Origin of the sequence: Streptomyces sp. NRRL WC-3618 (genome assembly GCF_001280005.1) — a bacterium.
GTDB lineage: Bacteria > Actinomycetota > Actinomycetes > Streptomycetales > Streptomycetaceae > Streptomyces.
On the sequence record NZ_LGDW01000031.1, the window covers coordinates 1 to 24,135 of the forward strand.

The following is a 24,135-nucleotide window of genomic DNA, read 5'->3' on the forward strand; positions in this document are numbered from 1 at the left end:
GGGCTGGGCTGGGCTGGGCTGGGCTGGGCTGGTCAGGCCTGCCTGGTCTGGCCCGGTTTCCCGGCGAGCTCGCGGCTACTGCCGACGCGGCCTGGGCTCCTCCCCCGGGCCCGGGCCCGGCCCCGTACCCGAAGCCTGCCCCGGCGCCGGGGCCGGAGGTGTCAGCTTCGCCGTCGCGACGTACGAGACCACGACCGCGACGATCACCAGCGGCATGACGGTGAGTCCCTGTGCCCCGATCAGCAGCGTGGCGAGCAGGACGGAGACCAGCGGAAGCCCCAGCATCGCGGCGCTCATCGCCCCGACCCCCATCGCGAACCCCGCGACCAGGCTCAGCCCCGGCAGGTGCGAGAACAGGATGCCGCCCGCCGCTCCCACGAACATCGCGGGAAAGATCGGGCCTCCCCTGAAACTGCTGAGCGACACGCAGTAGGCCAGGCCCTTGCACAGCACGAGCAGCGACAACGCTCCCAGCGAGTACGCGGCGCTGTGCCTGAGGAGTGGATCCATCGCCGTCTGCCCCGAATACAACACGTCGGTCGCCGCTTTGCCGGTGCCCTCGGCGTAGCCGATCGCCAGCCCCGCCACGACCAGGCCCATGATCACGGTGGCCGGCACACGCCGCTTCGCGACGTGCGTCTTGAGCCGGACGGCGAGCCATCGGATCCCCACGCCCACGAGTGCGGCGGACACTCCGACGACCAGGGCCCAGCCGAATTCCGCCACCGTGGGGCGCGTGGCCTCGGGGACGTCGTGCAGTGCCAGCGAGTAGGTGCCCAGCCCGGTCCAGGACCCCAGCCCGACGAAGACGAGTGCGCCGATGCCCGCGGCGAGCAGGCCGGGGACCAGCACCACCGCCATCATCGGTCCGCCCAGCCCCGAGGCTTCCATCAGGAGGAACGCGCCGAGCAGGGGGGATCCCAGCAGCGAGCTGACGGCCGCGAAACTGCCCGCCGCGCCCAGCACATCCACCAATTGCTCCGGCGGGTCCCGTTTGACCATCCGTACGGCGCCGGCGGCGAGCCCGCCACCGAGCGCCAGAAGAGGGGCCTCGGGTCCTAGGACGGCGGCGAAGGAGAGCGTCGCCAGAGCGGCGAAGAAGATGCCGGGCAGCTCGATGGGCATGGGCGGGCCGGCGGCCTTGAACCCGGCCGACGGTTCATGCCCGCCGGGCCCCGGCAGATACGTGACCGCCAGTCCCGTAAGGAGCCCCCCTACGGCAAGCAGCGGCAGCGGCCACCAGGACGGCGTGCCGTCGAACCCCAGCGACTTGGGCAGATCCGTGTAGATCAGTGGCTGAAGTTCGCCGATCAGCGCGAGAAAGCCGAACGCCGCCGCGGACACCGGCACGCCGATCAGCGCGGACATCACCAGAAGCAGCAGGTACCCGCGGCTCCGGAGAAGCGCCGACGGGTCGGGTGGTGACGCGGTCTGGGGTCCAGTGCTGGCGACCGGCATGCGCATTGCCTCCATGACACGGACCTCGTTGGCGGTCTCCCGGGCCGCGTTCAGCGAACCTGGAACGCTCCGCCACCTGACAGGACAGACACTGTTCCGAGCCTGGCACGCCGTTCCCGAGCGGGCATGGCAACGCCGCCCATGCGGGTACCTCCGAGGGGCCACCAGGACCAGCAGTGCGTCTGCCGCTCACGGTGTCCTTTTTTGCCCGGAGCAGGGCAGATCGCGACCACCGCACGGGACAGGGCGGGTGCACACTGGCATGGGGACGAGTGCCCGACTGCGGGGTGTGATGCGGATGTCGAACCGGATACGGAGCGATCGGCGACTGACCGTGCGGATGACGGTCACGCTGTTTCTGCTCGGACTGCTGTACGTGGCCTTCGTCGCCGCGTTGATCGTGCTGCTGAAGTCCTGGGTGCTGGTCGTGGTGGTCGCGGCGGGGTTCCTCGCCGCGCAGTACTGGTTCTCCGACCGGGTCGCCCTGTTCGCGATGCGCGGGCGGGTCGTGGAGCGGGAGGAGTATCCGCAGCTGCACGGGGTGATCGACCGGCTGTGTGCCGTGGCCGACCTGCCCAAGCCGGTGGTCGCCGTCTCGGACATGGATATGCCGAACGCGTTCGCGACCGGGCGGAACGCCGACCACGCGGTGGTGTGCGTGACCACCGGGCTGCTGCGGCGGCTGGAACCGGAGGAGCTGGAGGGAGTACTCGCGCACGAGCTGTCCCATGTCGCGCACAAGGATGTCGCCGTGATCACGGCCGCGTCCTTCCTCGGTGTCATCGCCGGGCTCATCGTGCGGTTCGCCTTCTACTCGCAGGTGCTCGGCGGGGGACGGCGCGACCAGAACACCGCCGTCGTCTTCGCGGCGGTGATGGGTGTCTCCGTGGCCGTGTACACGATCAGCTTCCTGCTGATCCGCGCCCTGTCCCGGTACCGGGAACTGGCCGCCGACCGCTCCGCCGCGCTGCTCACCGGGCGACCCTCGGCGCTGGCCTCCGCGCTCACCAAGGTCTCCGGCGACATCGCGCGGATCCCGTCGAAGGACCTGCGGACCGCACAGGCCTTCAACGCCTTCTACTTCACGCCCGCCCTCGGCAAGGAGCCGGGCCTGGTGCGGTACTTCTCCACCCATCCCAGTCTGGAGCAGCGGATCGATCAACTGGGGCGGATATCAGCCGAGTTGGGGGAGGCTGCGGCTCCCGGCCCCGGGAAGTGACGAGACTCGGCACAACTCGGCAAAAGGCTTGGAGTGCCTGTATGGGACTGCTGGACATTCTGCTGGGGCGCACCAGGCCCGTCGCGCCGGATCTCGACCGGCTCTTCGCGCTGCCGTCGGCCGCGGTGACCCTCCAAGCCGCGGCCGACTTCACGCCCACGGGCCGCGGGGCGGTGTGCTTCGCCACGGTGGAGGGCGCCGCCTTCGACGACGTACGCAAGGAGGTCCAGGCGCTGCTCGACGCGGATGCGGAGCGGACCGGGGCACCTGTCGAGCTGGTCCGGGACGAGTACGGGTACTCGTGGCTGGTGTCGCGGCGCGGGCCGGAAGATCTGCCGGCGCTCGTCGGTGATCTGCACGCGGTCAACAGCGCGCTGGAGGCCAGTGGGTTCGGGCCCCAGTTGCTGTGTTCGGTGGTCGGGTTCGAGCGCGCGGACCGTGCGGGCGGGAAGGGGGATCGGCTCGGGCTCGTCTATCTCTACAAGCGCGGCACCTTCTATCCCTTCTCGCCGCTGACCGGCGCTGACGGTCGCGTGGACCATCAACGGCGGGACAACGCGCTGGAGTTGCAGGTGCGGGCCGCGCTGGCCGGTGAGCTGCGGGTCGAGCAGGATCTGAGCCGGTGGTTTCCGGTGTGGGGTGCCCCCGGTCTCTGATGTGTACGAACGCCGGACACCCTGAAAGGGTGCCCTGCGGTGAGCAGGGCACCCGGCGCCTTGTTCAGCGGGAGTAGCGCATCAGGGCTCGCACCATGTGGCACGTCGTGTCCGACGGCGGGTGGACGCCGATCAGGTGCGCCGCGCTGCGGATCGTTTCGTTGCGGGCCTGGTTCGGCATGTGGACGCCGGAGTCGAGCAGGGCGATCGCGAGCCGCATCGCCTTGAGACGGCGGTTGTGCGTGACGTACCACTCGCGGGGGCGCCCCGGCGGCAGCGGGCGCTTCTCCACGGGGGCGTACGGCAGGTCGAGCACGACCCCTCTCCTGGCGGTGGACTGGGTGGGCAGCGGCTTGAGAGCGGCAGCGGGCACAGGCATCCTCCTGTCGCGGTCAGAGTGCCACCGGAACCCCCGGCGACACCCTCGAACACTTCCTCTATTCTACTGCCCGGCACTGACAAAAGGCCCTGGCCACAAGGCCTTTCGAAGGTCTCTGGCGTACCGTGAGCCCCATGGAAATCTGGATCAACCCGGCCTGCTCCAAGTGCCGTGGAGCCCTCTCGCTGCTCGACGCCGAAGGGGCCGAATACACCGTCCGCCGCTACCTGGAGGACGCGCCCACCGAGGCCGAGATCCGTGCCGTACTCGACCGGCTCGGGCTCGAACCCTGGGACATCACCCGCACCCAGGAAGCCGTCGCCAAGGAGCTGGGGGTGCGGGAGTGGGGCCGGGAGGCGGAGGACCGGGAGCGGTGGGTCGCCGCTCTCGCCGCGCATCCCCAGCTCATCCAGCGGCCCATCATCACCGCCGACGACGGCAGCGCGGTCGTGGCCCGTACGGACGAGGCCGTCCGGGACGCCCTGTCGCGGCGTCCGTCCGCACCCTGATCCGGGTGATGTTCCGGGCGCCGGCATCTGCCTGGACATGGGTCCTGTCGCTCCCGGCCGGGGGCGGCAGGGCCCGCCCGCTTCCCTCCGAGCCACATCTCACACGTGAAACCTGCCACAAGAACGCCAGGTAACACGGGGTTCACATCCGAGCAATGATCGGGAAATCGCCTGTTGACACGCTCGCGGGTGACAAGAGCGGCGCCCCAGTGCCGCAGCGCCGCAGCACCCGCAAGTGCGCCTAGAGACCCACCCCGAAGGATGGTCCCGTGACCTTCAAGGCTGAGTACATCTGGATCGACGGCACCGAGCCGACGGCCAAGCTCCGCTCCAAGACCAAGATTCTCGCTGACGACGCCAAGGGTGCCGAGCTGCCGATCTGGGGCTTCGACGGGTCTTCCACGAACCAGGCCGAGGGGCACTCCTCGGACCGTGTGCTCAAGCCGGTCGCCTCCTACCCGGACCCGATCCGCGGCGGCGACGACATCCTCGTCATGTGCGAGGTCCTCGACATCGACATGACGCCGCACGCGTCCAACACGCGTGCCGCGCTGGTCGAGGTCGCCACCAAGTTCGCCGCTCAGGAGCCGATCTTCGGCATCGAGCAGGAGTACACCTTCTTCGACGGTTCCCGTCCGCTCGGCTTCCCCGAGGGCGGCTTCCCGGCCCCCCAGGGCGGCTACTACTGCGGTGTCGGCGCCGACGAGATCTTCGGTCGCGAAATCGTCGAGGCCCACCTCGAGAACTGCCTCAAGGCCGGTCTCGCCATCTCCGGCATCAACGCCGAGGTCATGCCGGGTCAGTGGGAGTTCCAGGTCGGCCCGGTCTCCCCGCTGGAGGTCTCCGACCAGCTGTGGATCGCCCGTTGGCTGCTCTACCGCACCGCCGAGGACTTCGGCATCTCCGCGACGCTGGACCCGAAGCCGGTGAAGGGCGACTGGAACGGCGCCGGTGCGCACACCAACTTCTCCACGAAGGCGATGCGCGAGGGCTACGACGCGATCATCACCGCGTGCGAGTCCCTCGGTGAGGGCTCCAAGCCGCTCGACCACGTCAAGCACTACGGCGCCGGCATCGACGACCGTCTCACCGGTCTGCACGAGACCGCCCCGTGGAACGAGTACTCGTACGGCGTCTCCAACCGTGGCGCCTCGGTGCGTATCCCGTGGCAGGTCGAGCAGGACGGCAAGGGTTACATCGAGGACCGCCGCCCGAACGCCAACGTCGATCCCTACCTCGTGACGCGGCTGATCGTCGACACCTGCTGCTCGGCCCTGGAGAAGGCCGGACAGGTCTGATCTCCCGCTGATCCCAGAGCATGAGAAGGGGTGTCCACCGCACGGTGGACACCCCTTCTCCCTTCTCTCTGTCCACCCTTCTCTGCTTCAATGGACCCATGGCCAGCTTCCAGAAGTGCATCGCGACAGGTCGCCACGACCTCGAGCCCTTCTGGCCCTCCCGCCAGCACCACGACTTCGACCGGGTGTGTTGTCGCGCGATGAACGCGTCGGCCCTCTGACACCAGCCGTACGGCCCCTCTGCCGCCGTACCTCTCGGTCTTTCGCCGACGCGCACGACGTACGTCCCCCGACGAACTTCTCGCGCGAAAGAGCTGACCTCTCATGGCGACCACTCGTACGTTCTCCCCCGTCTCTTCTCTGACTCCCCTCTCCGCCGCCGACTCCCCCCGGCACCGGCTGCGCGCCGTCGACCGGGACGAGGTGGTCGACGTCAGGGACTTCCTGCCGCCGGGTGCCACCTGGCTGCCCGCTCCCCCGCACACCCTGCCCTCGCTGCCGGGCCGGCCGCCGATGATCGGCTACCTGGTGCTCGTACCGGCCGACCAGCAGCCGCCCGTACTGCCGTTCGCGCTCCCGGAAGCCGAACCGGCGCCCGAGCAGGCGCAGTTGCCCGTCGACGGTGGCCGTCCCCTCGTACGCGTCGACACCGTGCAGCGCACCGCCGAGGTCGACGGGCGTCCGCTGGATCTCACATACCTGGAGTTCGAACTGCTCGCCCATCTCGTGGCCCACCCGGGCCGGGTGCACACCCGCGACCAACTGGTCACCACGGTGTGGGGCTACGGGCACGTGGGGGACGGCCGTACCGTCGACGTCCACATCGCCCGGCTGCGCCGCAAGCTCGGCGTGGAGCACCGGCAGGCGATCCAGACGGTACGGCGGGTGGGGTACAAGTACACGCCCCCGACCGCCCGTTGACCGGGACGGCCGTGCGCTGACCGATCGCCCGGATCAGGGGTGTGCCTGGCACCACCCTCCAGTACGGGTGTTCGGCCCCGTGACCCGGCAGGGCGCGCTCGGTGAGACTGACCGCATGGACGACGTCGGCAACGCACAGAATCGGGTCGGGGTTCGAGTTCGGGAGCGAGGTCGTACGGTCGTGCTCGCCGGGGCGCGGGCCCTGCTGCTGGCCGTCGCCTCGCTCGCCGGGTCGACGCTGCTTCTCGTGCTCTTCCTCGTCTCCCTCGCGCTGGTGCCCGCCCTGGGGCTGGGTCTCCTCACCACGCCCCGGGTCGTCGCGTGGGTGCGGGCGTGGGCCAACTGGCGGCGGCTGGTGGCCGTGCGGTGGGGCGGGGTACGGATTCCGCCCCGGTACCGGGCGGCGCCGGCGGACGCGGGGCGGTGGGCGCGGGCGCTGTGGGTGCTGCGTGATCCGGCGACCTGGCGGGAGTTGGGGTGGCTGCCGCTCGACGCCGTGCTCGGGTTCCTCACCGCGCTGGTGCCGGCCGCGCTGCTCCTCTACCCGTTCGAGGGGTTCGCGCTGGCCCTCGGACTGTGGCGGGTGTTCACGGACGGGACGTACGTCGGCTGGTGGTACGGGTTCGTGCCCATCGGCGGGCCGGGCAGCGCGCTCGCCGCCGGCGCCCTGGGAGCCGTGTTCCTCGTCGCCTCCTACTGGCTGACGCCCCCTCTCCTACGCCTCCACTTCCTGTGCACCCGCACCCTGTTGGGCACCGACCGACGTGAACTCGCCGAACGCGTCCGCGTGTTGACCGAGACGCGGCGGGACGCGGTGGACACCTCCGCCGCCGAACTGCGCCGTATCGAACGGGATCTGCACGACGGTGCGCAGGCGCGGCTGGTCTCCGTGGGGATGGATCTGGGGACCGCCGAGGCGCTGATCGAGAAGAACCCGCAGAAGGCACGGGAGTTGCTCGCACGGGCCCGGCAGTCCTCCGCCGACGCGCTCGCCGAACTGCGGGACCTGGTCCACGGCATCCATCCGCCGGTGCTCGCCGAGCGTGGACTGGGCGACGCCGTACGGGCGTTGGCGCTGCGGCTGCCCATCGGCACCGAGGTCACGGTCGACGTCGACGGGGGCCGGGCGGACGCGCCCGTGGAGTCGGCGGCGTACTTCGCGGTGAGCGAGGTGCTGACCAACGCCGTCAAGCACTCCGGCGCCGAGCGGGTGTCGGTCGAACTGCGGTACACGGGCGGCTCGTTGCGGATCGCGGTCACCGACGACGGGCGGGGCGGGGCACGGGTGGGGGCCGGGTCGGGGCTGGCCGGGGTGGAGCGGCGGCTCGGTACATTCGACGGCGTCCTGGCCGTCAGCAGTCCGGTTGGCGGTCCCACCACGGTGACCATGGAGATTCCTTGCGAGTTGTCCTAGCCGAAGACCTGTTCCTGCTGCGCGACGGGCTGGTCCGGCTGCTGGAGGCGTACGACTTCGAGATCGCCGCGGCGGTGGAGAGCGGCCCCGAGCTGGACCGGGCGCTCGCCGAGCTGGCCCCGGACGTCGCCGTGGTCGACGTACGGCTGCCGCCGACCCACACCGACGAGGGGCTGCAGTGCGCGCTGCGGGCCCGCCGGGCGCGGCCGGGGATGCCGGTGCTGGTGCTGTCGCAGCACGTGGAGCGGCTGTACGCACGGGAGTTGCTGGCCGACGGGGACGGCGGGGTCGGCTATCTGCTCAAGGACCGGGTGTTCGACGCGGAGCAGTTCGTGGACGCCGTACGACGGGTCGCGGCGGGCGGTACCGCCATGGACCCGCAGGTGATCCAGCAGCTGCTGCTGGCGCGCGCCGGGGACGGCCGGCCGCTGGGGCGGCTGACGCCCCGGGAACTGGAGGTGCTGGAACTCATGGCCCAGGGACGTTCCAACGCGGCGATCGCGGGGCATCTGGTAGTCACGGAGCGGGCGATCGCCAAGCACACGTCCAACATCTTCGCCAAACTCGGACTTGAGGTGTCGGACGACGACAACCGCCGCGTCCTGGCGGTACTCGCCTATCTCGACCAGGGCCGCTGAAAGCACGTCAAGCGTCGACAAACTCGGCGATATCTGCCGCCTGCCCGAACACTTGGCGTAAGAGATCCGCAACTCCCGGTACAACCGGTCGAGTTCATGCTGACTTGTCCCACGAATCTCTCATCAATTTCTGAGGCGGCTGAACACTCCTGAGGTCCTCCTCGTAATGGATGGCGCCGCTTCACTCCTGTCGGGCGCCTCGATAGCCCCGCAAGGAAGTCAGAGGAGTTCCATGGGACGCAATGCACGTAAACGACGCTCACCGATGGCCGTTCGCGCCGTGGCCGCATCCGCGGCCCTCGCGATCGGTGGCGGTGGACTTGTCTGGGCGAATTTCTACGCCTCCGCACATGAGGAGAACGGCGCCCAGAACCAGATCAAGGCCGCTGCCGCGCAGATCGCCACGATCGACTGCCCGGACGTCGGTCAGAAGCTCACGAATGTCCCGGCAGGCGCTCGCGCCGGCGTGGACAAGGAGCTCGCGAACCTCGACAACCAGATCACCGAGGCCTACGCGCGTCTCGCCTCCACCAGGCAGGCGCAGGCCGGTGACCCGGGCTTCGTACAGAACGCGATCGTCGGTCCGCTGAAGGAAAAGCGCTTCGCGGCGATCGACCGGATCCGCATCAACATCAAGCGGGCCGGTGGTTCCGGGGCCGACAACCTGGGGCAGTTCGCCCAGTGCACCGGTGTCGCGGCCGCGCCGCAGACCAACGCCGGTCAGGTCAACAACGGCCAGAACAACGGTCAGGGCCAGGGCCAGAACAACGGTGGCCAGAACAACGGTCAGGGCCAGAACAACGGCCAGGGTCAGGGCCAGGGTCAGAACAACAACGGCCAGGGTCAGAACAACGGCCAGAACAACGGCCAGGGTCAGGGCCAGAACAACGGTCAGGGCCAGGGGCAGAACAACGGTCAGGGCCAGGGCAACAACGGCCAGGGTCAGGGTCAGGGCCAGGGTCAGGCCAACGCCGGTGGCGGTGGCCAGGGCGGCAACGGCCCGGTGGCTGCCGACTTCGTCGACATCACCAAGGTGCAGGGCAACGCCCAGCTGGGTGTGGGCGCCAACGGACTCGCTGCCAACGGCAACAGCGGCTCGCGTGGCTCCTTCACCACGAAGTGCGGCACCAACGGGAACAAGAACCACAACACGGACAACGTGATTGTCGCTCCCGGTGTCAGCAACGGTGCGCACCACCTGCACGACTACGTCGGCAACCAGAGCAACGACGCGTTCGCGAGCGACCAGAAGCTGGCCGCGGCGGGGACCAGTTGCCAGAACCAGGGCGACAAGTCGTCGTACTTCTGGCCGGTGCTGCGTCTGCAGAACGGTACGAAGGACTTCGACCAGAACAACCTTGGCGGTGGCAAGGAAGGCAACGTCGGCCAGATCCTGCAGGCCTCCCAGGCGCAGATCAAGTTCGTCGGCAACAAGAAGGGCAACGTCGTCGCGATGCCGACCGCCCTGCGCATCATCACCGGTGACGCGAAGGCCTTCGTCAACGGCAACGCGAACGCCAACGTGAACTGGAGCTGCACCGGCTTCGAGAACAAGGTGCAGCTGAAGGACAAGTACCCGATCTGCCCCCAGGGCAGCGCCGTGGTCCGTACGAGCAACTTCCAGAGCTGCTGGGACGGCAAGAACATCGACAGTGCGAACCACCGCACTCACGTCGCGTTCGTCCAGGGCGACGGCACCTGCGCCAACGGCTTCAAGGCGATCCCCCAGCTCCAGGTCCGTCTGGTCTACAACGTCCCGGCCCCGAAGCTGCAGAACGGCACGGTGGTGAACCCGTACGCGGTGGACACCTTCCCGGAGAACCTGCACAAGCCGATCACCGACCACAACGACTTCATCAACTTCTTCTCCCAGAACACGATGAACAAGATGGTCAACTGCATCAACACCGGCAAGCAGTGCCAGTAGTTGATCCACGGGTGGACCACCGTAGGTGGTCCACCTGAGAAAGCCGGTGGCGGGTTCTCCCGCCACCGGCTTTCTGTTGTGCTGTGCTCGTCGCGCCTGCGCTCAGCCCTGGTGGCCGGCGGAGTGGCCCGACTCGCCACCGCCGCCCGCGTGGTGGTCGGCGCCGACCTCGGTGGTCCCACCGAGCTTGCCCCGCAGCTTCGCGATCACCTTCTGGTCGCCGACCGCGGTCCACTTGCGGCCGAGGAGATAGAACCCGCCGTAGTCCTTGGCCCCGTTGATCCACTCGCGCTGGCCCCGGTCGGTGGCGTAGGTCAGGAGCAGGAACTTGCCGTAGGGGCTCTTCTGACACGCGGCCTGACGGAGCTCGTCGGCGTCGATCTGTATGACGGGCTCGCAGCCCGCCTCGCTCGCGAGGTGCTCCAGACTGCCGGTGGCGGCGACCGGGGTGGCGTCGATCGCCGTGCCCGCCCGGTCGCTGTCGCCGCCCGAGCAGCCGGTCAGGGCCAGCGCCGCCACGGCTGTGACCGCGGCAGCCGCGAGCTTGGGTCGCGTCACCATCATCGTTTCTTCCTCCGGTCCGTTCGGCGCCGACACTGTGTTCGGCCCATGCCGCGGGAGGCCCCGTCGAGGAGCCCTTTCCCTCGATACGGCTGCCGGGCACAGACCACTCAATCAGGGAACGCGTGTGCGAGAGTGGGCAAGTGAACGCAGACTGGGAAGAGCGTGTGGCCGCCGCCTGGGCCACCTTCGACGACTACGACGAGGACCACGGGGCGGACTTCCGCGCCGTGATCGACACCCTCGTCGCCGAACTACCGGCCGGCAGCCCCCTGGCCCCCTTCGAGCAGGCCTGCGCCTGGGACTCGACCGGCCACTCCGACCGGGCGGTGCCGCTCTACCAGGAGGCTCTCGCGCTGGGGCTCAGCGAAGCCAGCGGCTACAAGGGCCGGCGCGCCAAGATCCAGCTGTCGAGTTCCCTGCGCAACATCGGCCGGGCCGAGGAGGGCGTCAAGCTGCTCACGCCCGAACTGGACGCTCCCTCCGACGAGTTGGACGACGCCGTACGGGGATGTCTGGCGCTGTGCCTGTCCAGTCTCGGCCGCGACCGCGAGGGTCTCTCACTCGTCCTCGGCGCCCTCGCTCCCCATCTGCCGCGCTACCAGCGGTCGATGGCCAACTACGCCCGCCTGCTGACCGACCCTGAGGGGTAACTCCTGCCGGGGCCAGGCCCTGTCGTTTCGTCCCGCGACGCCGAGATGATCCGAACGACAGGGCCTCGGTGACCATCCGACCATTCGCTCGTTCTGCTGAACGTGCAGTCACAGGATGTCGCCTTCAGCCCCGCCACCGGTAACAGCGCCAAGGGCCGCCCCGTCGTCGACGTGGAGCAGGCCGAGGCCGCGCTCGTCGAGCACTATCCCCGGCTCGTCCGGCTCGCCTATCTGGTGCTGCCGCCGAGCCTGGGCCTGGGCCGGCGGGTCCTCACCGCGCACGCCCTCACCCAGCGTGCGCTGCCCAGGGGACGTACGGCAGCCGCTGTGCTGCCGGCCCAGTCGAAGGGCCGCGCGGGCGACCCCGGTTACGCGCTGGTCCGCCTCCAGGTGCTGCGTACGGCACTCGAGGCGGGGCAGCCGTGGCGGGGCCGCACGGTGCCGAAGCGGTCGCAGTTGCCGCCACTGCTCCCCCAGGTGTGGGGCCTGCGACTCTTTCCGCGTGCGGGCGGCGCCGACGAACTCGCCCTGGACCAACGGCTGTCGGCGCTCTCCGGCGCCGCCCGGGCCGCGTACGTCCTGCGCGGGCTGGAGAAGCTCCCGGACTCCGACGTACGCACCGCCCTGGAGGCCGCCGGGGTCGAGCGGCCGATCGAGGCGCTGCGCGAGGCGGACGAGGTGCCGGAGCGTTACGCGCTGCTCGGCTCCGCCGAGTTCGACCCGTGTTCGCTGCACGCCCGGCCGACCGACCTGATGCGGCGCAGGCAGCACCTGAAGGCCGCGCTCGTCGGCGCCGCGGCCGTCGCGGTGTGCGGCACGCTGCTGGGTCTGCCCGGCGACGGCTGGGCCCCGAACGGCGCCGCCGCCCCCGCGTACGCGCAGAACCCGGCCGCCGAAGCCGCCCTGGACCCGGCCAGGTTGACCCTGGTGACTCCGGCCGCCTGGAAGACCTCCGCGCGCACCGACTTCTCCGTCTGGCCCGCGCGCGGCGACCTCACCGACGACCGCGCCCTGCTGCGCCGCGCCCTCGCCGTCTGGGCCCGCCCCGGCGAGACGGTCCAGGTCTCGGCGACCCCGGGCACCCCTTCCGGCGGCCCGGCCGGCCCGCCGCAACTGCTGTACGCGGGCTCGGTCGACGCGGCCCGCGTGGTGATCATGTACGACGGTCTGCGGATCGTCCGGTACGCCGAACCGAAGGACGGCACCAGCGGGGCCGCGCTCGACTTCGCCCGCGTCGACGGCGCGACCGGCGCCGAGGCGGACGCGGTGGTCCTCGACCGGGCCGACGGCAACGTCCGCTATCTGACGGCGCCTTGGGTGCGCAGGGCGGAGATGCGGAACCTGCGTGAGCCGGCCGCGGCGCCGATCGACCTGGGGCTGACCGACGGGGTGAGCGGGCTGCTGGCGAGCCCCATCGCGCAGAAGGGCGCCTGCCGGTCCTGGAACACGCTCCAGGTGACGGGCGCGGGAAGCGCGCGTCTGCTGAGCGACCTCGGCGAACTCGTCCCGGCCCACCTCACCACGGGCCGCCCGACCGCACCGCGTGAGACCTCGGCTCCGGCGGCGCTGGCGACCTGGTCGCCCTTCGCCTGCTCCCTCGCCGCGATGCACTCCCAGGGCGTGCGCTCCGTGAACGCCTGGCGGTACGCGCGGCAGCCGCTGCCCGATGCGAGCGGCGCCGCCGACTGGGTGTGCACCCGCGCCGAGACCTGGCGGGGGGACGGGGCGCGGATCCTGGCCCAGTTCCACACGCCGGGCGGGCAGTACGGGGCGGTCGCGGCGAAGTCCGAGAACACGGTGGCCTGCGGGCCCCGGGACCCGAACGTGCTGGCCGGGGTGCTGTGGAAGTCGGGGGCGGGTGAGTGGTACATGCTTGCCGCCGGCGCGGAGAACACGGCGTCGATCACGGCGACGGGCGGGGTGAGCTCGTCGGCCCGGGGCGCCTTGCTGGCGGCGAAGACCCAGCAGGGGGCTCAGGCCGGGTTGAAGGGGACGTTGAAGGACGGGCGGGCCATCGCAGGGTTGCGCTAGCGCCGCCCCGCGTCGTCTGAGGCGGCAACGCGCGACTCGTCGGGGGCGGGCACCGTTTCGGTGCCCGCCCCCGAGAGCTACGGACGCGGCCCGGTCAGTCGGCGGCCGCGACCGAGGCGGCCTGTGGTTCGGAAACCGGGGCCCGCAGACGGCCGGTGCTGTGCAGGCCGTACAGCGCGAGCGCGCAGGCGAGGCCGAGCACGGTCAGGGCGATCCACGGCAGCTCCGGCATCCCGGCCTCGCGAGCCGCGTCGAGCGCGGCGCCGGTGAGCAGGTTCCCGACGGTGATGCCCATGCCACAGATGGTGTTGTAGAGCCCGTAGTGGGTGGCGACGAGCCGGTCACCGGAGAGGCGGACGATGGTGTCCATCTCGAAGGGGTACGCGATCATCGTGCCCACGGCCAGGAGCAGCGCGGCGAGCGTGGGCGGCGCCGCGGCCAGCAGCCGCAGGCCGGCCCCGGCTTCCGGTACGGGCACCGTCGTGGCGAGCAGCAGCGGTACGAAGGCCAGCCCCATGACGGCCACGCCCCGGACGAGGGCCTGGCCGGGCTCGTAACGGGCCTTGCACCAGGCGGTCACCCTGGTCTGGCCGAGGATCGTACTCAGCCCGGAGACCCCGAAGAGCATCGCCACCGCGGCCGTGCCGAACTCGCCGTCACCACCGAGCCTGCGTACTTCCAGGGGCAGGGCCAGATAGACCTGGAAGGTCAGCACGTACGAGCCGACCATGGCTGCGGAGAAGAGCAGGAACGGCCGGTTGGCGAGGATGGCGCGCCACTGGACGAGGACACTTTCCTTGCCCTGGCCGTCCTGCGGCTGCTCGTCCTTCTTCCGGCGGGCGGGCAGCGCGCGGATCTGCACGATGCTGAGCAGAGCGAAGATCCCGGCCGCCACCAGGCAGGTGACGCGGAAGTCCACCCCGGTCAGCACCATCCCCACCAGCGGTCCGAGCAGGATCCCGGCCTGGTAGAAGACGTTGAACAGCGCGAACGCCTCGACCCTGCGCTCTCCGGCGTCGGCGGCGAGATAGGCCCGTACGGCCGGGTTGAACAGCGCACCGGCCAGGCCCGTCGCCGCCGAGGCAGCGATCAGGGCGGCCAGCGAGTCGACCAGTCCCAGGGTGGCGAAGCCCACCGTGCGCAGCACGCACCCGGCCACGATCATCGGCTTGTAGCCGAGCCGGTCGGCCAGCGTGCCGCCGACCAGGAACATGCCCTGCTGGCTGAAGTTCCGTACACCGAGGACGAGTCCGACGACCCAGCCGGCCAGCCCGAGGGTGCCGGAGAGGTGGGCCGCCAGATAGGGCATCAGCATGTAGAAGCCGAGGTTGATGGTGAACTGGTTCACCATCAACAACTGGACGCTGCGCTCGTACGAACGCACCTGTGTGTACAGCGCTTTCACCGGCTTTCCTCCGAGCCGTCGGACACGACGTCCGCTGTGTGCGCGGTGTCGGCGGCGACGTCCCGCGCCTCGTCCCCGGTGCGGAGGGTGAGGGGATCGACCACGGTGGTGCACCGGGTCCAGCGCGTGACCTCCTTCTCGTCAAGGCGTCCGACCACCTCCGGTTCAGGGGCCGGAGGCGAGTCGAGCAGGCCGTGGGCGGCGCAGTAGTCGTCGTCGTACACCGTGCCGAGGTAGCGCTGCGGACCGTCGGGGAAGATCGCCGCGATGCGGGCGTCCGCGGGCATCGTCCGGGCGAACCAGCCGGCCACCGTGGCGACCGCTCCCACGCTCCATCCGCCGGTCGCGTAGTGGGAGGCGGCGAGTCGGCGGCAGGTCCACACCGCCTCGTTGGGGGCGACCCAGTGGACCTCGCTGAAGTTCTCGTACGCCACGTTGCGCGGGTAGATGCTGGAACCGAGCCCGCGCATCAGCCGGGGCTTCGCGGGCTGGCCGAAGATCGTCGAACCGATCGTGTCCACCCCGACGACTGTCAGCTCCGGGTACAGCTGCCGCAGGACGCGGGAGACGCCCGCGGAGTGGCCGCCGGTGCCGACGCTGCACACCAGCACGTCGATGTGGCCCATTTCGGCGGCGAGTTCGAGGGCCAGCGGGGTGTAGGCGGCAACGTTGTCCGGGTTGTTGTACTGGTCCGGGCACCAGGAGCCGGGCTGCTGCTCAAGGAGCTGCTGGACGCGCTCACGGCGGGCCTGCTGCCAGCCGCCGGTGGGGTGCGCCTCGGAGACGACGTTGACCTGGGCGCCGTACGCGGTCAGCAGCCGCGTCATGGACAGCTCCAGCCCCGGGTCGGTGACCAGGGTGACCGGGTGGCCGTACACCATGCCGGCCAGGGCGAGCCCCAGGCCCAGCGTTCCGCTGGTGGACTCGATGATCCGTCCGCCGGGCCGCAGATCGCCACGGGCGCGCGCCCGTTCGACCATGTGCAGTCCCGGACGGTCCTTGATTCCGCCGGGGTTGAAGCCCTCCAGCTTGGCCCAGAAACCGCGTCCGGCCGGGACCAGTGGCTCCGACACACGCAGGAGCGGTGTGTTGCCGACCAGTCCCGACAGGGCGGACTGGCCGGAGGTGGGGGCATCGTTCGTCAGTGATCGCATGCTTGTTGCTCTCGCTCGATGAATGCACGGTGGGGGTTCGTCACGCGCGCCTCGGCGGCGAAAGGGATCGTTGATCCGGATCGAGCCGTGGGGGCGCGGCAGCCGGTGCTTCGGCTGCGAGCGAGAGGTCTAGATGCGCCAGCGGGATGTGCGTACGAGTGCTGCCCGGCCGTTGCGTGTCCGTCTTCCGCATGTCGCACCGGGCGCGGGCGGAGACCGCAGGGCGGTGGCCCCGGCGACGGCGACCACGATGACAGCCGCCGCACTCGTGGGAGGCTGCTCCGGTGCCTGCGCGGTCGTACGGAGGGTCGCGTCCGGGGTGCACTGCTCCGCGCCGTGCGAATGGTGCGGAGTGTGCGGCTCGGCGCCGCCCGGTGTCGCCGCGAGCGCCGTGACGGCGGCGGGCGTCGGCGCGTGGGGCTTCTCGGGCGTCCCGTGCGCGACCGCGCACAGGACGAGCATCAGAAACAGGGCCGCCTGGATCAGCGAGCTGAGTCGACGCGCGCATGGCAAGCCGGTCCGGGTGCCGAGCATGGGCACCGCCGTACGGGGATGGGGAAGCACTGGTCCTCCGTGCAGACGCCGTCTCTCCGGTGGGGAGGAGTCGGCGGGCAAAGGTGGGGAAAGGACGCCGGGACCGGACGAATCGTTCCCTCTGCCCGTCCGGCATGGCCGGAGGGTGTGGTGGAACGGCCGGGTGGGTGGAAGCCGCGGGCTCCTAGACCCGCTGCACCACGGACGCTCTCATGGCCACCGCGGCCGCCTCACGGAGATCGACGCCCGCACGACCCGTCCTGGGGTCAGTACTCGCGGCAACGCCCGGTTCGCGAACGGAGACCGCAAAACAGGGAGATGCCCCCGTGGACGCCTGCTGCGACTGCCCCGAAGCGCAGTGCTCGCCAGGGTTCTGGAAGTCGTGGTCCATGTGACCGTCCGTCACCACCGCGAGAAACGCGCCCCGCACCCCGGCGACGCCGTGCCCTGCCTCGACAGGGCCTCCCAGGGCGACCACGGCACTGGTCGACAGGTGTCCCTTGGCGCTCTCAACAGTGGCCCCGTGCGCGAGGAGGAGGCCGAGCAGCAGGACGGCGAAGGTCAGCACGCGCACCGGCCCCGAGTGAAAGCGAGCCCGCGCGGTGCGCCAGGGTGACCAAGCCGTAACCATGCCGTGATGCTAGCGGGTCGACGGCAGTGATCCACCGACTCCCCCGGGACATCGGGCCAACGCGCCACACGAATGGCCTATTCACCCCGGTCCTGCTGATACTCCAGCCGGTCCTACGCCCAACTCAACCTGGAATGACGGCAGTTGTACGGAGAACGCGCATCCTGGCCTCGATCCCGTACCTCCCGGCGGACGGTGGACGGGCGCGCTCGATGCCGATCCGTGCGTCACGGACGCGAGGCGGTTCACTTGTGCTGGATTTGTGAACACCCTGGGCCGGACCCGTCCATTGGAGGCCGTATCCGATCGGTAAGGTGTTCGCATGACAACCGGGGTTCGCCGCAGAATGGGAGTCGAGGAACGCCGGCGGCAGTTGATCGGCGTCGCCCTCGAACTGTTCAGCCGCCGCTCGCCCGACGAGGTCTCCATCGACGAGATCGCGTCGGCCGCGGGCATCTCGCGCCCACTGGTCTACCACTACTTCCCCGGCAAACTCAGCCTGTACGAGGCCGCGTTGAAGCGCGCGGCGGACGACCTGGCGGGCCGGTTCGTGGAACCGCAGGAAGGTCCGCTGGGGGCACGGCTGCTGCGGGTGATGCACCGCTTCTTCGACTTCGTCGACCAACACGGGCCCGGTTTCGCGGCGTTGATGCGCGGCGGTCCCGCGGTCTCCGCGGACGAGGTGCGCTCGAGCAACGCCTCGGCGACGAACGCTCTCATCGACGCCGTCCGACAGGCCGCGTACGTCGAGATCCTGTCGCATCTGGAGCTGGGCGTCGAAGAGGCGCCCGCCCGACTGGAGTTGGTGATCCGGACGTGGATATCGCTCGTCGAGTCGACCGCGCTGATCTGGCTGGACGGACGGCGCGTGCCGCGCGGTGAGCTGGAGGCGCAGCTCGTGCACGACTTCGCGGCGCTGGCCGCCGTAAGCGCCGCCTACGACGAGGAGATGGCCGCGCTGCTGCGCCGGATGCTCGAACAGGAGCCCCCCGAGGGCCCGTTCAGCGACCTGGTCGCACGGCTCATCTCGCTCGCGTCCTGACGCCTGTCGTCAACCGGGCTCAGTTGTCGAACTTCCGGTAGGAGTCGTCGAGTTCGCGGACCTCGACCGAGGCGTGCAGGGCGAGGCCCTCGATCGGCTTCACGTGGGCGCGCACCAGTTCCAGTACCGATTCCGTCAGCTGGGCCTTCGTCGCCACCGTGCGCCCGGTGAGCATGCCGATCCAGACGTGCACGATCGCGTGGCCCTCGTTGTCCGCGCCGACCGTGGCGTCCTCGGTACGACGGAACTGCGTCTTGCAAGCCTCGGGCTTCGCCTTCGCCGTGGCGACGACCTCCTCGTGCAGCGCGAGCGCGAACGCGCGCCGGTCGAAGGACTCGGCCAGCGAATCCGAGTAGTCGACGGTGATCTGCGGCATGGATCAAACCCCTGTTTCTACGACTGGTGCGACTGGTGCGATCTGGACGACGGCACGGCCACCACACCCTAACCTCAGGCCTGATCAGCGAGCCTCAGGGCCAGCATCGCGATGTCGTCCTCCCGGTCGTGGCCGAAGCTGTGCAGCAGCGTGTCGCACAGGGCGTCGAGTCCAGGCAGCGCGCCGGAGGCGGCGGCGCGCAGGTGTTCCAGGGAGTCCGCGAGGTCGGTGCCCCGGGTCTCGATCAGGCCGTCGGTGACCATGAGGAGCCGGTCGGTGGGTTCGAGGAACAGTTCGGCGGGCGGCGGATGGGCGAGGCCCACACCGAGCAGCGGGCCCGCCGCCTTGGCGTAGTCGGCGTCGCCGGTGTCCCGGATGATCAGCGGCGGGATGTGACCGGCGTTGGCGATACGGGTGCGTCCGGTGGCCGGGTCGACGAGTACCAGGCAGACAGTGGCCGTGATCTCCGGGTGATAGCGCTGGAGCATCCGGTCGAGGCGCTCGGCGAGCACGGCCGGGTCACTGTCCTCGACGCTGTAGGCACGCAGCGCGTGCCGGATCTCGACCATCACGGTGGCCGCGTCCAGGGAGTGCCCGACGACGTCGCCGACCGCGGTGAGCACGCCGTCGTCGGTGCGCAGGGCCGCGTAGAAGTCGCCGCCGATCTCGGCGTCCCGGGACGCCGGCACGTACCGGACCACGACGTCGATGCCGGGCAGTTCGGGCAGCCGGTCGGGGCGCGGCAGGAAGCTGTGTTGGAGGGTGAGGGCGACATTGCGTTCGACCTGGTACATGAGCAGCGGTTCGGCGGCGAGGACGGTGGCCTGGGCGAGCCGGGCCAGCAGGGACTCGTTCTCGGGGTTCACCCTGCGCATCCCGCGGGTGGGGGTGGCCAGGCACACGGAGGCCCTGCCGTCCTCGGTGGGGATCAGTACCAGGCGGGCGTCGTGCTCCACGCCCGGCCGGAAGAACCCGGCGGGCCACAGGGGCGCGGGCACCGTGGTGATCTGTACGCCGCTGTGCCCCCGGGTGAGGCGCCGGAGCAGGCCCGCCACGACGCGGTGGGCGCTCTCGTCCGGCATGGCGAGCGAGGTGCGGTTCCGGGAGGTCGCGCGGTACAGCTCGTCGTCCGGGCCGAGGAAGAACACGGCGGCGGGCGAGCCGGTGAGCCGGGCGGCGCCCTCGGCGGCGGCGTCGGCGAGGTTCTGGAGGGAACGGGCCCCCTGGATGGTGAAAATCGTCTCCGACAGCAGGTTCAGCCGCCGCGCCAGCGCCTGGTCGTCGGCCCGCAGCCGCGACGCGCGCACCGCGGCCCGCAGCACCGAGTCGATCTCCTCGGGCTCGGCGGGCACCCTCAGATAGGCCTCCCCGCCCGCGTCGAGTCCGTCGCAGCGGGCGCCCGGGGCCACGGCGGAGGCGGAGAAGTGCACGACGGGCAGGCCGGCCATGTGCGGCCTGGCCTTGAGCCGGCGGCACAGCTCGACACCGCTCATGTCGGGCAGGTTCACGTCGATGAGGGCCACGTCGGGCAGGATGCCCTTGCGCAGCCGTACGTCGAGTTCGGCGAGCGCCTCGTGGCCGCCGGCGACCGGGACGACCTGGTAACCGGCGCGGCGGAGCAGGGCACTCATGGCGTACCGGCTTGCCGCGGTGTCGTCCACGACGAGCACGGTGATGTCGGTCCACTTGCCGTTGCTGTCCATCCGCCCGCCCTTGGACACACCGATGGGGCAGACCGGGGGTCCGCGTCTGCCCCACCAAAGATATGCCCTTCTCAGGAGGAGCGGGAGAACACCGCGACGGTCCGGCCCGGAACGGCGAACGTGCCCGATTCCCGTTCGTACGCGGCCGACTTGACGACCGGGTCCGCTCCGGCCCGCAGGACGGGGTGCAGCGCGTACGAGGTCCCGGCGAGCGAGCCGATCCGCAGCTCCCGCCGCTCGGGTGTCGCGTTGAACACGAGGACGAGATCGCCGAGTTCCATGGTGATCACGCCGGGTGTCTCGTCCTTGCCGGACAGCGGGAAGGAGAGCCGCGACTGCACCTGTGCGGCCGTGTCGAGGGAGAAGTCGCGCTCCGACGTACGGATTCTCAGCAGGTCCTGGTACGCGGCGGAGGCGCCCCGGATCTGCGGGCAGCCGACCCTGACGCCGGTCAACAGGGGCTTGGCGTAAGGCCACTTGGCGGCGTTGTCGGCGGCCATGGGCAGCCCGCGTCCGAAGCCATTGCCATTGCCGTTGCCCTGGCCATTGCCGCCGCCGCTGTCGTCCGCGCAGTTCCAGTGGATGGCGTTGAACCAGTCGCCGCTGTCATAGGAGTTGCGGTCGAGGGACTTGGAGCGCAGCAGGTCGCTGCCTGTCTGGGAGAGCGCCGGGCCCTGCGAGAGGGTCGCCGTGGCCAGGGCGAGGACCTGCATACGGGCCCGGTCGGCGGCGCTCGTCGTGGCGGGCAGCTTGAAAGCGAGCGCGTCGAACAGCGACTCGTTGTCGTGCGCGTCGGTGTAGGCGAGGGCGTCGCCGGGTGCGTACGCGTAACCGGCGGGCCCGCCGTTGTAGTCGACCTGGGCGCCGGTGACGTCCCTGCCGTCGGTGTCGGTGAAGCGGTAGGCGGCGAGGTTGCCGGTCAGGCCCACCTTGATGAGGTCCTGGTAGTGCAGGAGGCGGGCCCTCTGCTCGGCCGAAGTACCGTTGCTTGCCGAGGAGTTGGGGTCGGTGTACAGCCCGGACGCGAAGCCCTGGACGCCGGGGTCCTCGTCGAAGGGGCCGCCGCCGCGTACGGCGTCACGGGCCCGGTCGGAGAAGGTCGCGATGCCCGTGCCCGCCATGTTCCGCTGGGTGGCCTGGACGAAGCGGGCGTCGTCGGCGACCTCGCCGAAGTTCCAGCCCTCCCCGTACAGGATGATCTTCCTGCCGTCGACGCCGTCCTTCTTGGGGGTGAGCGCGTCGAGGGCCTTCCTGACCGCCAGGATGTTGGCCTTCGGGTGGTGGCCCATCAGGTCGAAGCGGAAGCCGTCGACCTTGTACTCCCTGGCCCAGGTGACGATCGAGTCGACGACGAGCTTGCCCATCATGGTGTTCTCGGGCGCGGTGCCCGCGCAGCAGGTGGAGCTCGCGACCGAGCCGTCCGCCAGGAGCCGCTGGTAGTACCCGGGGACCACCTGGTCGAGGATGCTCGTCTTCGCCTGGCCGCCGGCGGGGGTGTGGTTGTAGACCACGTCCATCACGACCCGCAGCCCGTCGCTGTTGAGCGACTTCACCATCTCGCGGAACTCGGCCGTGCGCCGCGTCCCGTCCGGGTCGCTCGCGTACGAGCCCTCCGGGACGGTGTAGTGGTACGGGTCGTAGCCCCAGTTGTACGCGTCCTTCGCGGCGGTCTTCGCGACGCACGCCTGCTGCTGGTCGGAGTCGGCGGCGTAGGCGGACAGGTCGCAGTCGACGCTCGCCTGGTCCGCCTTGCGCTCGGGGATGGTCGCGATGTCGAAGACGGGCAGGAGGTGGACGTACGAGGTGCCCGCCTTCGCCAGTGCGCGCAGGTGCTTCGAGCCGTCGCTGTCCTGGTCGGCGAAGGCGCGGTAGGTGCCTCGGTCCTTCGCGGGCACGGTGGTGTCGGCGACCGAGAAGTCCCGGACGTGCAGTTCCTGGATCCGGGCGTCGGCGAGCGGAACGGCCTTCGGCTTGGCGTACGACGTCCAGCCGCGCGGGGCCAGGGACGTGTCGCCCAGGTCGACGACGAGGCTGCGCTCGGAGTCGGCGGTCAGGGCGACGGAGTACGGGTCGGTGACACGGTTGGTGACGACCTCGGCGACGCTCGGGGCCCACACCTTCACGACGTACCGATAGGGCTTGTTCTTCCAGGACTTGCCGCCGGTGACGGACCAGACGCCGGTGGTGTCGTCGCGCTTCATGGCGACCGTGGAGCCGTCGAGGTCGAGCTTCACGGACTGCGCGGTGGGTGCCCAGACGGAGAGGGTCGGGCGGCCCTTGTGGAAGGTGGGGCCGAGGTCGGCCTTCGACGCGGCGGCGTAGAGATCGTCCAGTACGCCGGCGATCTGGACGCCCGTCGCCCCCAACACCGCCCAGTTCGAGGCACGTTGGGAAGCGACGAGCTGGCCGCGCAGGGCCTCGCGGACCCGGTCGCGGTCGCGGGGGTCGACGGACCAGGCGGTGTACGAGGCGAGGTGCGGGAACTTCGTCTTCTGGGCGTCGGTGAGGGTCGACCTGATGAGGCGGAGCCAGTGCTCGTCGGTGCTGGTGAGCGTGCCGTCCTTCGCGGTGATCGAACCGGTGCGGGAGTACAGCAGTTGGGTGGAGGCGGCACTGTCGTCGCCGTTCCACGCGACGGTGTTCCGGTCGATCCAGACCGCCTTGGAGGTGGTCAGGTCGAGGGCCGCCGAGCTGCCGGCGGGCTGCGGGAGCAGGTACTTCTCCTGACCGTTCAGGAGCCACACCTCGTGGCCGTCGGCCTTGAGGTCGAGGGTCTGGTCGGTGGGGAGGTCCTTCTCGTCGCCCTTGTGGATGAGGTAACTGAGGCTGGTGGCACCGTTGTTGAGCGGAACTTCGTAGACCGCTCCGTAGGCGTCGAACCGCACCGGCTTCAGGGGCTTGGCCCAGTCCGTGGGGTTCGCGGCGCCGGACCAGACGTGCAGGCCCCAGCCGTCGTAGTCGCCGTCGGCGCGGTGGTAGTGAAGGACCGCCTTGGTCGGGTCCTGATCGGGATAGTCGGCGGTGGGCTTCCGGGTCAGTACGGCTTCCTTGCCCTGCTCGGCCCAGATCTCGCCCGTCTTCGTGACGTCGATCGAGCGGTCGGCGGAGACGTCCTTGGTGCCGTCCTTGTCGATGACGAGGTAACTGACGCTGGAGGCACCGGACTTGAGCCGGACGTGGGCGAAGGCGCCGTACGCGTCCCGCCCGACGAAGTCGTGGCCCGCCGGCCAGGTCGTGCTCTCGCCGTCGGCGAGGTCGCCCCAGGCGTACAGGCGCCAGTCGGTGTAGTCGCCGTCCGCGCGCTTGTAGTGGACGACCGCGTAGTCGCGCGAGGAGGCCGTGGGGACCTCGGGGGCGGGCGGCGTGCCCGTGCTGGAGGCCGCCGTGGCGCTTGCCGTGTGTCCGGCGCGGTCGATCACCACTGCCTTGTAGCGCAGGGGTGTTCCGGGAGCGACGTCCTTGGCGATGGTCTGGGTGACCCGGTAGGGCGCGTGGTCGGCGGTGCCGAGGGTCTGCCACTTGCCGTTGCCGGTCTGGGCGGCGAAGACGACGCGGTCGAGCCCGCCGCCGTCGACGTCGGCGGTGATGTCGACGGTGCCGGTGGCGCCGGTGGGCGGGGCGGTGAG

22 protein-coding genes are annotated in these 24,135 nt (G+C 70.4%); 12 read left to right on the top strand and 10 right to left on the bottom strand.

Annotated features, from left to right (window positions below; genetic code table 11):
* Nucleotides 1-75: 75 nt before the first annotated feature.
* On the bottom strand, nucleotides 76-1,458 hold the full coding sequence (locus ADL01_RS05095) for a chloride channel protein (protein WP_053740678.1): 1,383 nt from the start codon (nucleotides 1,456-1,458) through the stop codon (nucleotides 76-78).
* 298 nt (nucleotides 1,459-1,756) lie between these two features.
* Here ADL01_RS05095 and htpX point away from each other — a divergent pair, with 298 nt between their 5' ends.
* Both htpX and pspAB read left to right on the top strand, forming a co-directional pair.
* Nucleotides 1,757-2,677 (top strand): zinc metalloprotease HtpX, encoded by a 921-nt coding sequence (gene htpX, locus ADL01_RS05100; RefSeq protein ID WP_053740695.1) that lies wholly within the window; start codon nucleotides 1,757-1,759, stop codon nucleotides 2,675-2,677.
* A 41-nt stretch (nucleotides 2,678-2,718) separates the two neighbouring features.
* A complete protein-coding gene (gene pspAB / locus ADL01_RS05105) occupies nucleotides 2,719-3,333 on the top strand; it encodes a PspA-associated protein PspAB (RefSeq protein WP_053740679.1) in 615 nt (204 codons plus the stop codon).
* A gap of 64 nt (nucleotides 3,334-3,397) precedes the next feature.
* On the opposite strand, the gene ADL01_RS05110 is transcribed toward pspAB, so the two are convergent.
* Complete coding sequence (locus ADL01_RS05110) at nucleotides 3,398-3,706, bottom strand: hypothetical protein (protein ID WP_053740680.1); 309 nt, start codon at nucleotides 3,704-3,706, stop codon at nucleotides 3,398-3,400.
* 140 nt (nucleotides 3,707-3,846) lie between these two features.
* Between ADL01_RS05110 and ADL01_RS05115 the strand changes: the two genes are divergently transcribed.
* The 7 genes from ADL01_RS05115 (at nucleotide 3,847) to ADL01_RS05140 (ending at nucleotide 10,419) form a co-directional block, all read left to right on the top strand.
* On the top strand, nucleotides 3,847-4,221 hold the full coding sequence (locus tag ADL01_RS05115; RefSeq protein ID WP_053740681.1) for an arsenate reductase family protein: 375 nt from the start codon (nucleotides 3,847-3,849) through the stop codon (nucleotides 4,219-4,221).
* 269 nt (nucleotides 4,222-4,490) lie between these two features.
* Entirely contained in the window at nucleotides 4,491-5,519 is a 1,029-nt protein-coding gene (gene glnII, locus ADL01_RS05120; RefSeq protein ID WP_053740682.1) for a glutamine synthetase, read from the top strand.
* A 98-nt stretch (nucleotides 5,520-5,617) separates the two neighbouring features.
* Nucleotides 5,618-5,740 carry a hypothetical protein gene (locus ADL01_RS47170; RefSeq protein WP_086025874.1) on the top strand — a complete coding sequence of 41 codons (123 nt, stop codon included), beginning with the start codon at nucleotides 5,618-5,620 and terminating at the stop codon, nucleotides 5,738-5,740.
* Nucleotides 5,741-5,843: 103 nt separating this feature from the next.
* Nucleotides 5,844-6,440 carry a winged helix-turn-helix domain-containing protein gene (locus ADL01_RS05125; protein ID WP_053740683.1) on the top strand — a complete coding sequence of 199 codons (597 nt, stop codon included), beginning with the start codon at nucleotides 5,844-5,846 and terminating at the stop codon, nucleotides 6,438-6,440.
* 115 nt (nucleotides 6,441-6,555) lie between these two features.
* The gene (locus tag ADL01_RS05130; RefSeq protein ID WP_053740696.1) at nucleotides 6,556-7,854 is read left to right on the top strand and encodes a sensor histidine kinase; all 1,299 of its coding nucleotides are present in this window, start codon (nucleotides 6,556-6,558) and stop codon (nucleotides 7,852-7,854) included.
* Nucleotides 7,839-8,492, top strand: coding sequence for a response regulator transcription factor (locus tag ADL01_RS05135; protein WP_053740684.1), 654 nt, complete (start codon nucleotides 7,839-7,841; stop codon nucleotides 8,490-8,492). Before ADL01_RS05130 ends, ADL01_RS05135 begins: the two co-directional genes overlap by 16 nt.
* Nucleotides 8,493-8,724: 232 nt before the next feature.
* Complete coding sequence (locus ADL01_RS05140; RefSeq protein WP_053740685.1) at nucleotides 8,725-10,419, top strand: DUF1996 domain-containing protein; 1,695 nt, start codon at nucleotides 8,725-8,727, stop codon at nucleotides 10,417-10,419.
* 102 nt (nucleotides 10,420-10,521) lie between these two features.
* Here the strand turns inward: ADL01_RS05140 and ADL01_RS05145 are convergent, their stop codons facing one another.
* Complete coding sequence (locus tag ADL01_RS05145) at nucleotides 10,522-10,983, bottom strand: hypothetical protein (RefSeq protein WP_053740686.1); 462 nt, start codon at nucleotides 10,981-10,983, stop codon at nucleotides 10,522-10,524.
* 140 nt (nucleotides 10,984-11,123) lie between these two features.
* On the opposite strand from ADL01_RS05145, the gene ADL01_RS05150 reads away from it, so the two are divergent.
* Nucleotides 11,124-11,633 (top strand): tetratricopeptide repeat protein, encoded by a 510-nt coding sequence (locus tag ADL01_RS05150; RefSeq protein ID WP_053740687.1) that lies wholly within the window; start codon nucleotides 11,124-11,126, stop codon nucleotides 11,631-11,633.
* Between the two features lie 102 nt (nucleotides 11,634-11,735).
* Nucleotides 11,736-13,664, top strand: a complete 1,929-nt coding sequence (locus ADL01_RS05155) for a hypothetical protein (RefSeq protein WP_053740688.1) — start codon at nucleotides 11,736-11,738, stop codon at nucleotides 13,662-13,664.
* Nucleotides 13,665-13,758: 94 nt separating this feature from the next.
* On the opposite strand, the gene ADL01_RS05160 is transcribed toward ADL01_RS05155, so the two are convergent.
* From ADL01_RS05160 to ADL01_RS05175, 4 genes are all read right to left on the bottom strand, one after another.
* A complete protein-coding gene (locus tag ADL01_RS05160; RefSeq protein WP_053740689.1) occupies nucleotides 13,759-15,069 on the bottom strand; it encodes an MDR family MFS transporter in 1,311 nt (436 codons plus the stop codon).
* A complete protein-coding gene (locus ADL01_RS05165) occupies nucleotides 15,066-16,223 on the bottom strand; it encodes a PLP-dependent cysteine synthase family protein (protein WP_053740690.1) in 1,158 nt (385 codons plus the stop codon). Before ADL01_RS05165 ends, ADL01_RS05160 begins: the two co-directional genes overlap by 4 nt.
* 129 nt (nucleotides 16,224-16,352) lie before the next feature.
* Nucleotides 16,353-16,787: a hypothetical protein gene (locus tag ADL01_RS05170; RefSeq protein ID WP_159049456.1), complete on the bottom strand. Its 435-nt coding sequence runs from the start codon at nucleotides 16,785-16,787 to the stop codon at nucleotides 16,353-16,355.
* Between the two features lie 154 nt (nucleotides 16,788-16,941).
* The gene (locus ADL01_RS05175; protein WP_234354500.1) at nucleotides 16,942-17,331 is read right to left on the bottom strand and encodes a hypothetical protein; all 390 of its coding nucleotides are present in this window, start codon (nucleotides 17,329-17,331) and stop codon (nucleotides 16,942-16,944) included.
* 379 nt (nucleotides 17,332-17,710) lie between these two features.
* On the opposite strand from ADL01_RS05175, the gene ADL01_RS05180 reads away from it, so the two are divergent.
* Nucleotides 17,711-18,430 (top strand): TetR/AcrR family transcriptional regulator, encoded by a 720-nt coding sequence (locus ADL01_RS05180; RefSeq protein ID WP_107090810.1) that lies wholly within the window; start codon nucleotides 17,711-17,713, stop codon nucleotides 18,428-18,430.
* 19 nt (nucleotides 18,431-18,449) lie between these two features.
* Here ADL01_RS05180 and ADL01_RS05185 read toward each other — a convergent pair whose 3' ends face one another.
* From ADL01_RS05185 to pulA, 3 genes are all read right to left on the bottom strand, one after another.
* A complete protein-coding gene (locus tag ADL01_RS05185; protein ID WP_053740694.1) occupies nucleotides 18,450-18,806 on the bottom strand; it encodes a 5-carboxymethyl-2-hydroxymuconate Delta-isomerase in 357 nt (118 codons plus the stop codon).
* 74 nt (nucleotides 18,807-18,880) lie between these two features.
* The gene (locus ADL01_RS05190; protein WP_053740697.1) at nucleotides 18,881-20,509 is read right to left on the bottom strand and encodes a fused response regulator/phosphatase; all 1,629 of its coding nucleotides are present in this window, start codon (nucleotides 20,507-20,509) and stop codon (nucleotides 18,881-18,883) included.
* A gap of 71 nt (nucleotides 20,510-20,580) precedes the next feature.
* Nucleotides 20,581-24,135 (bottom strand): pullulanase-type alpha-1,6-glucosidase (gene pulA, locus ADL01_RS05195; protein ID WP_159049457.1); only part of this gene is annotated, 3,555 nt, incomplete at its 5' end.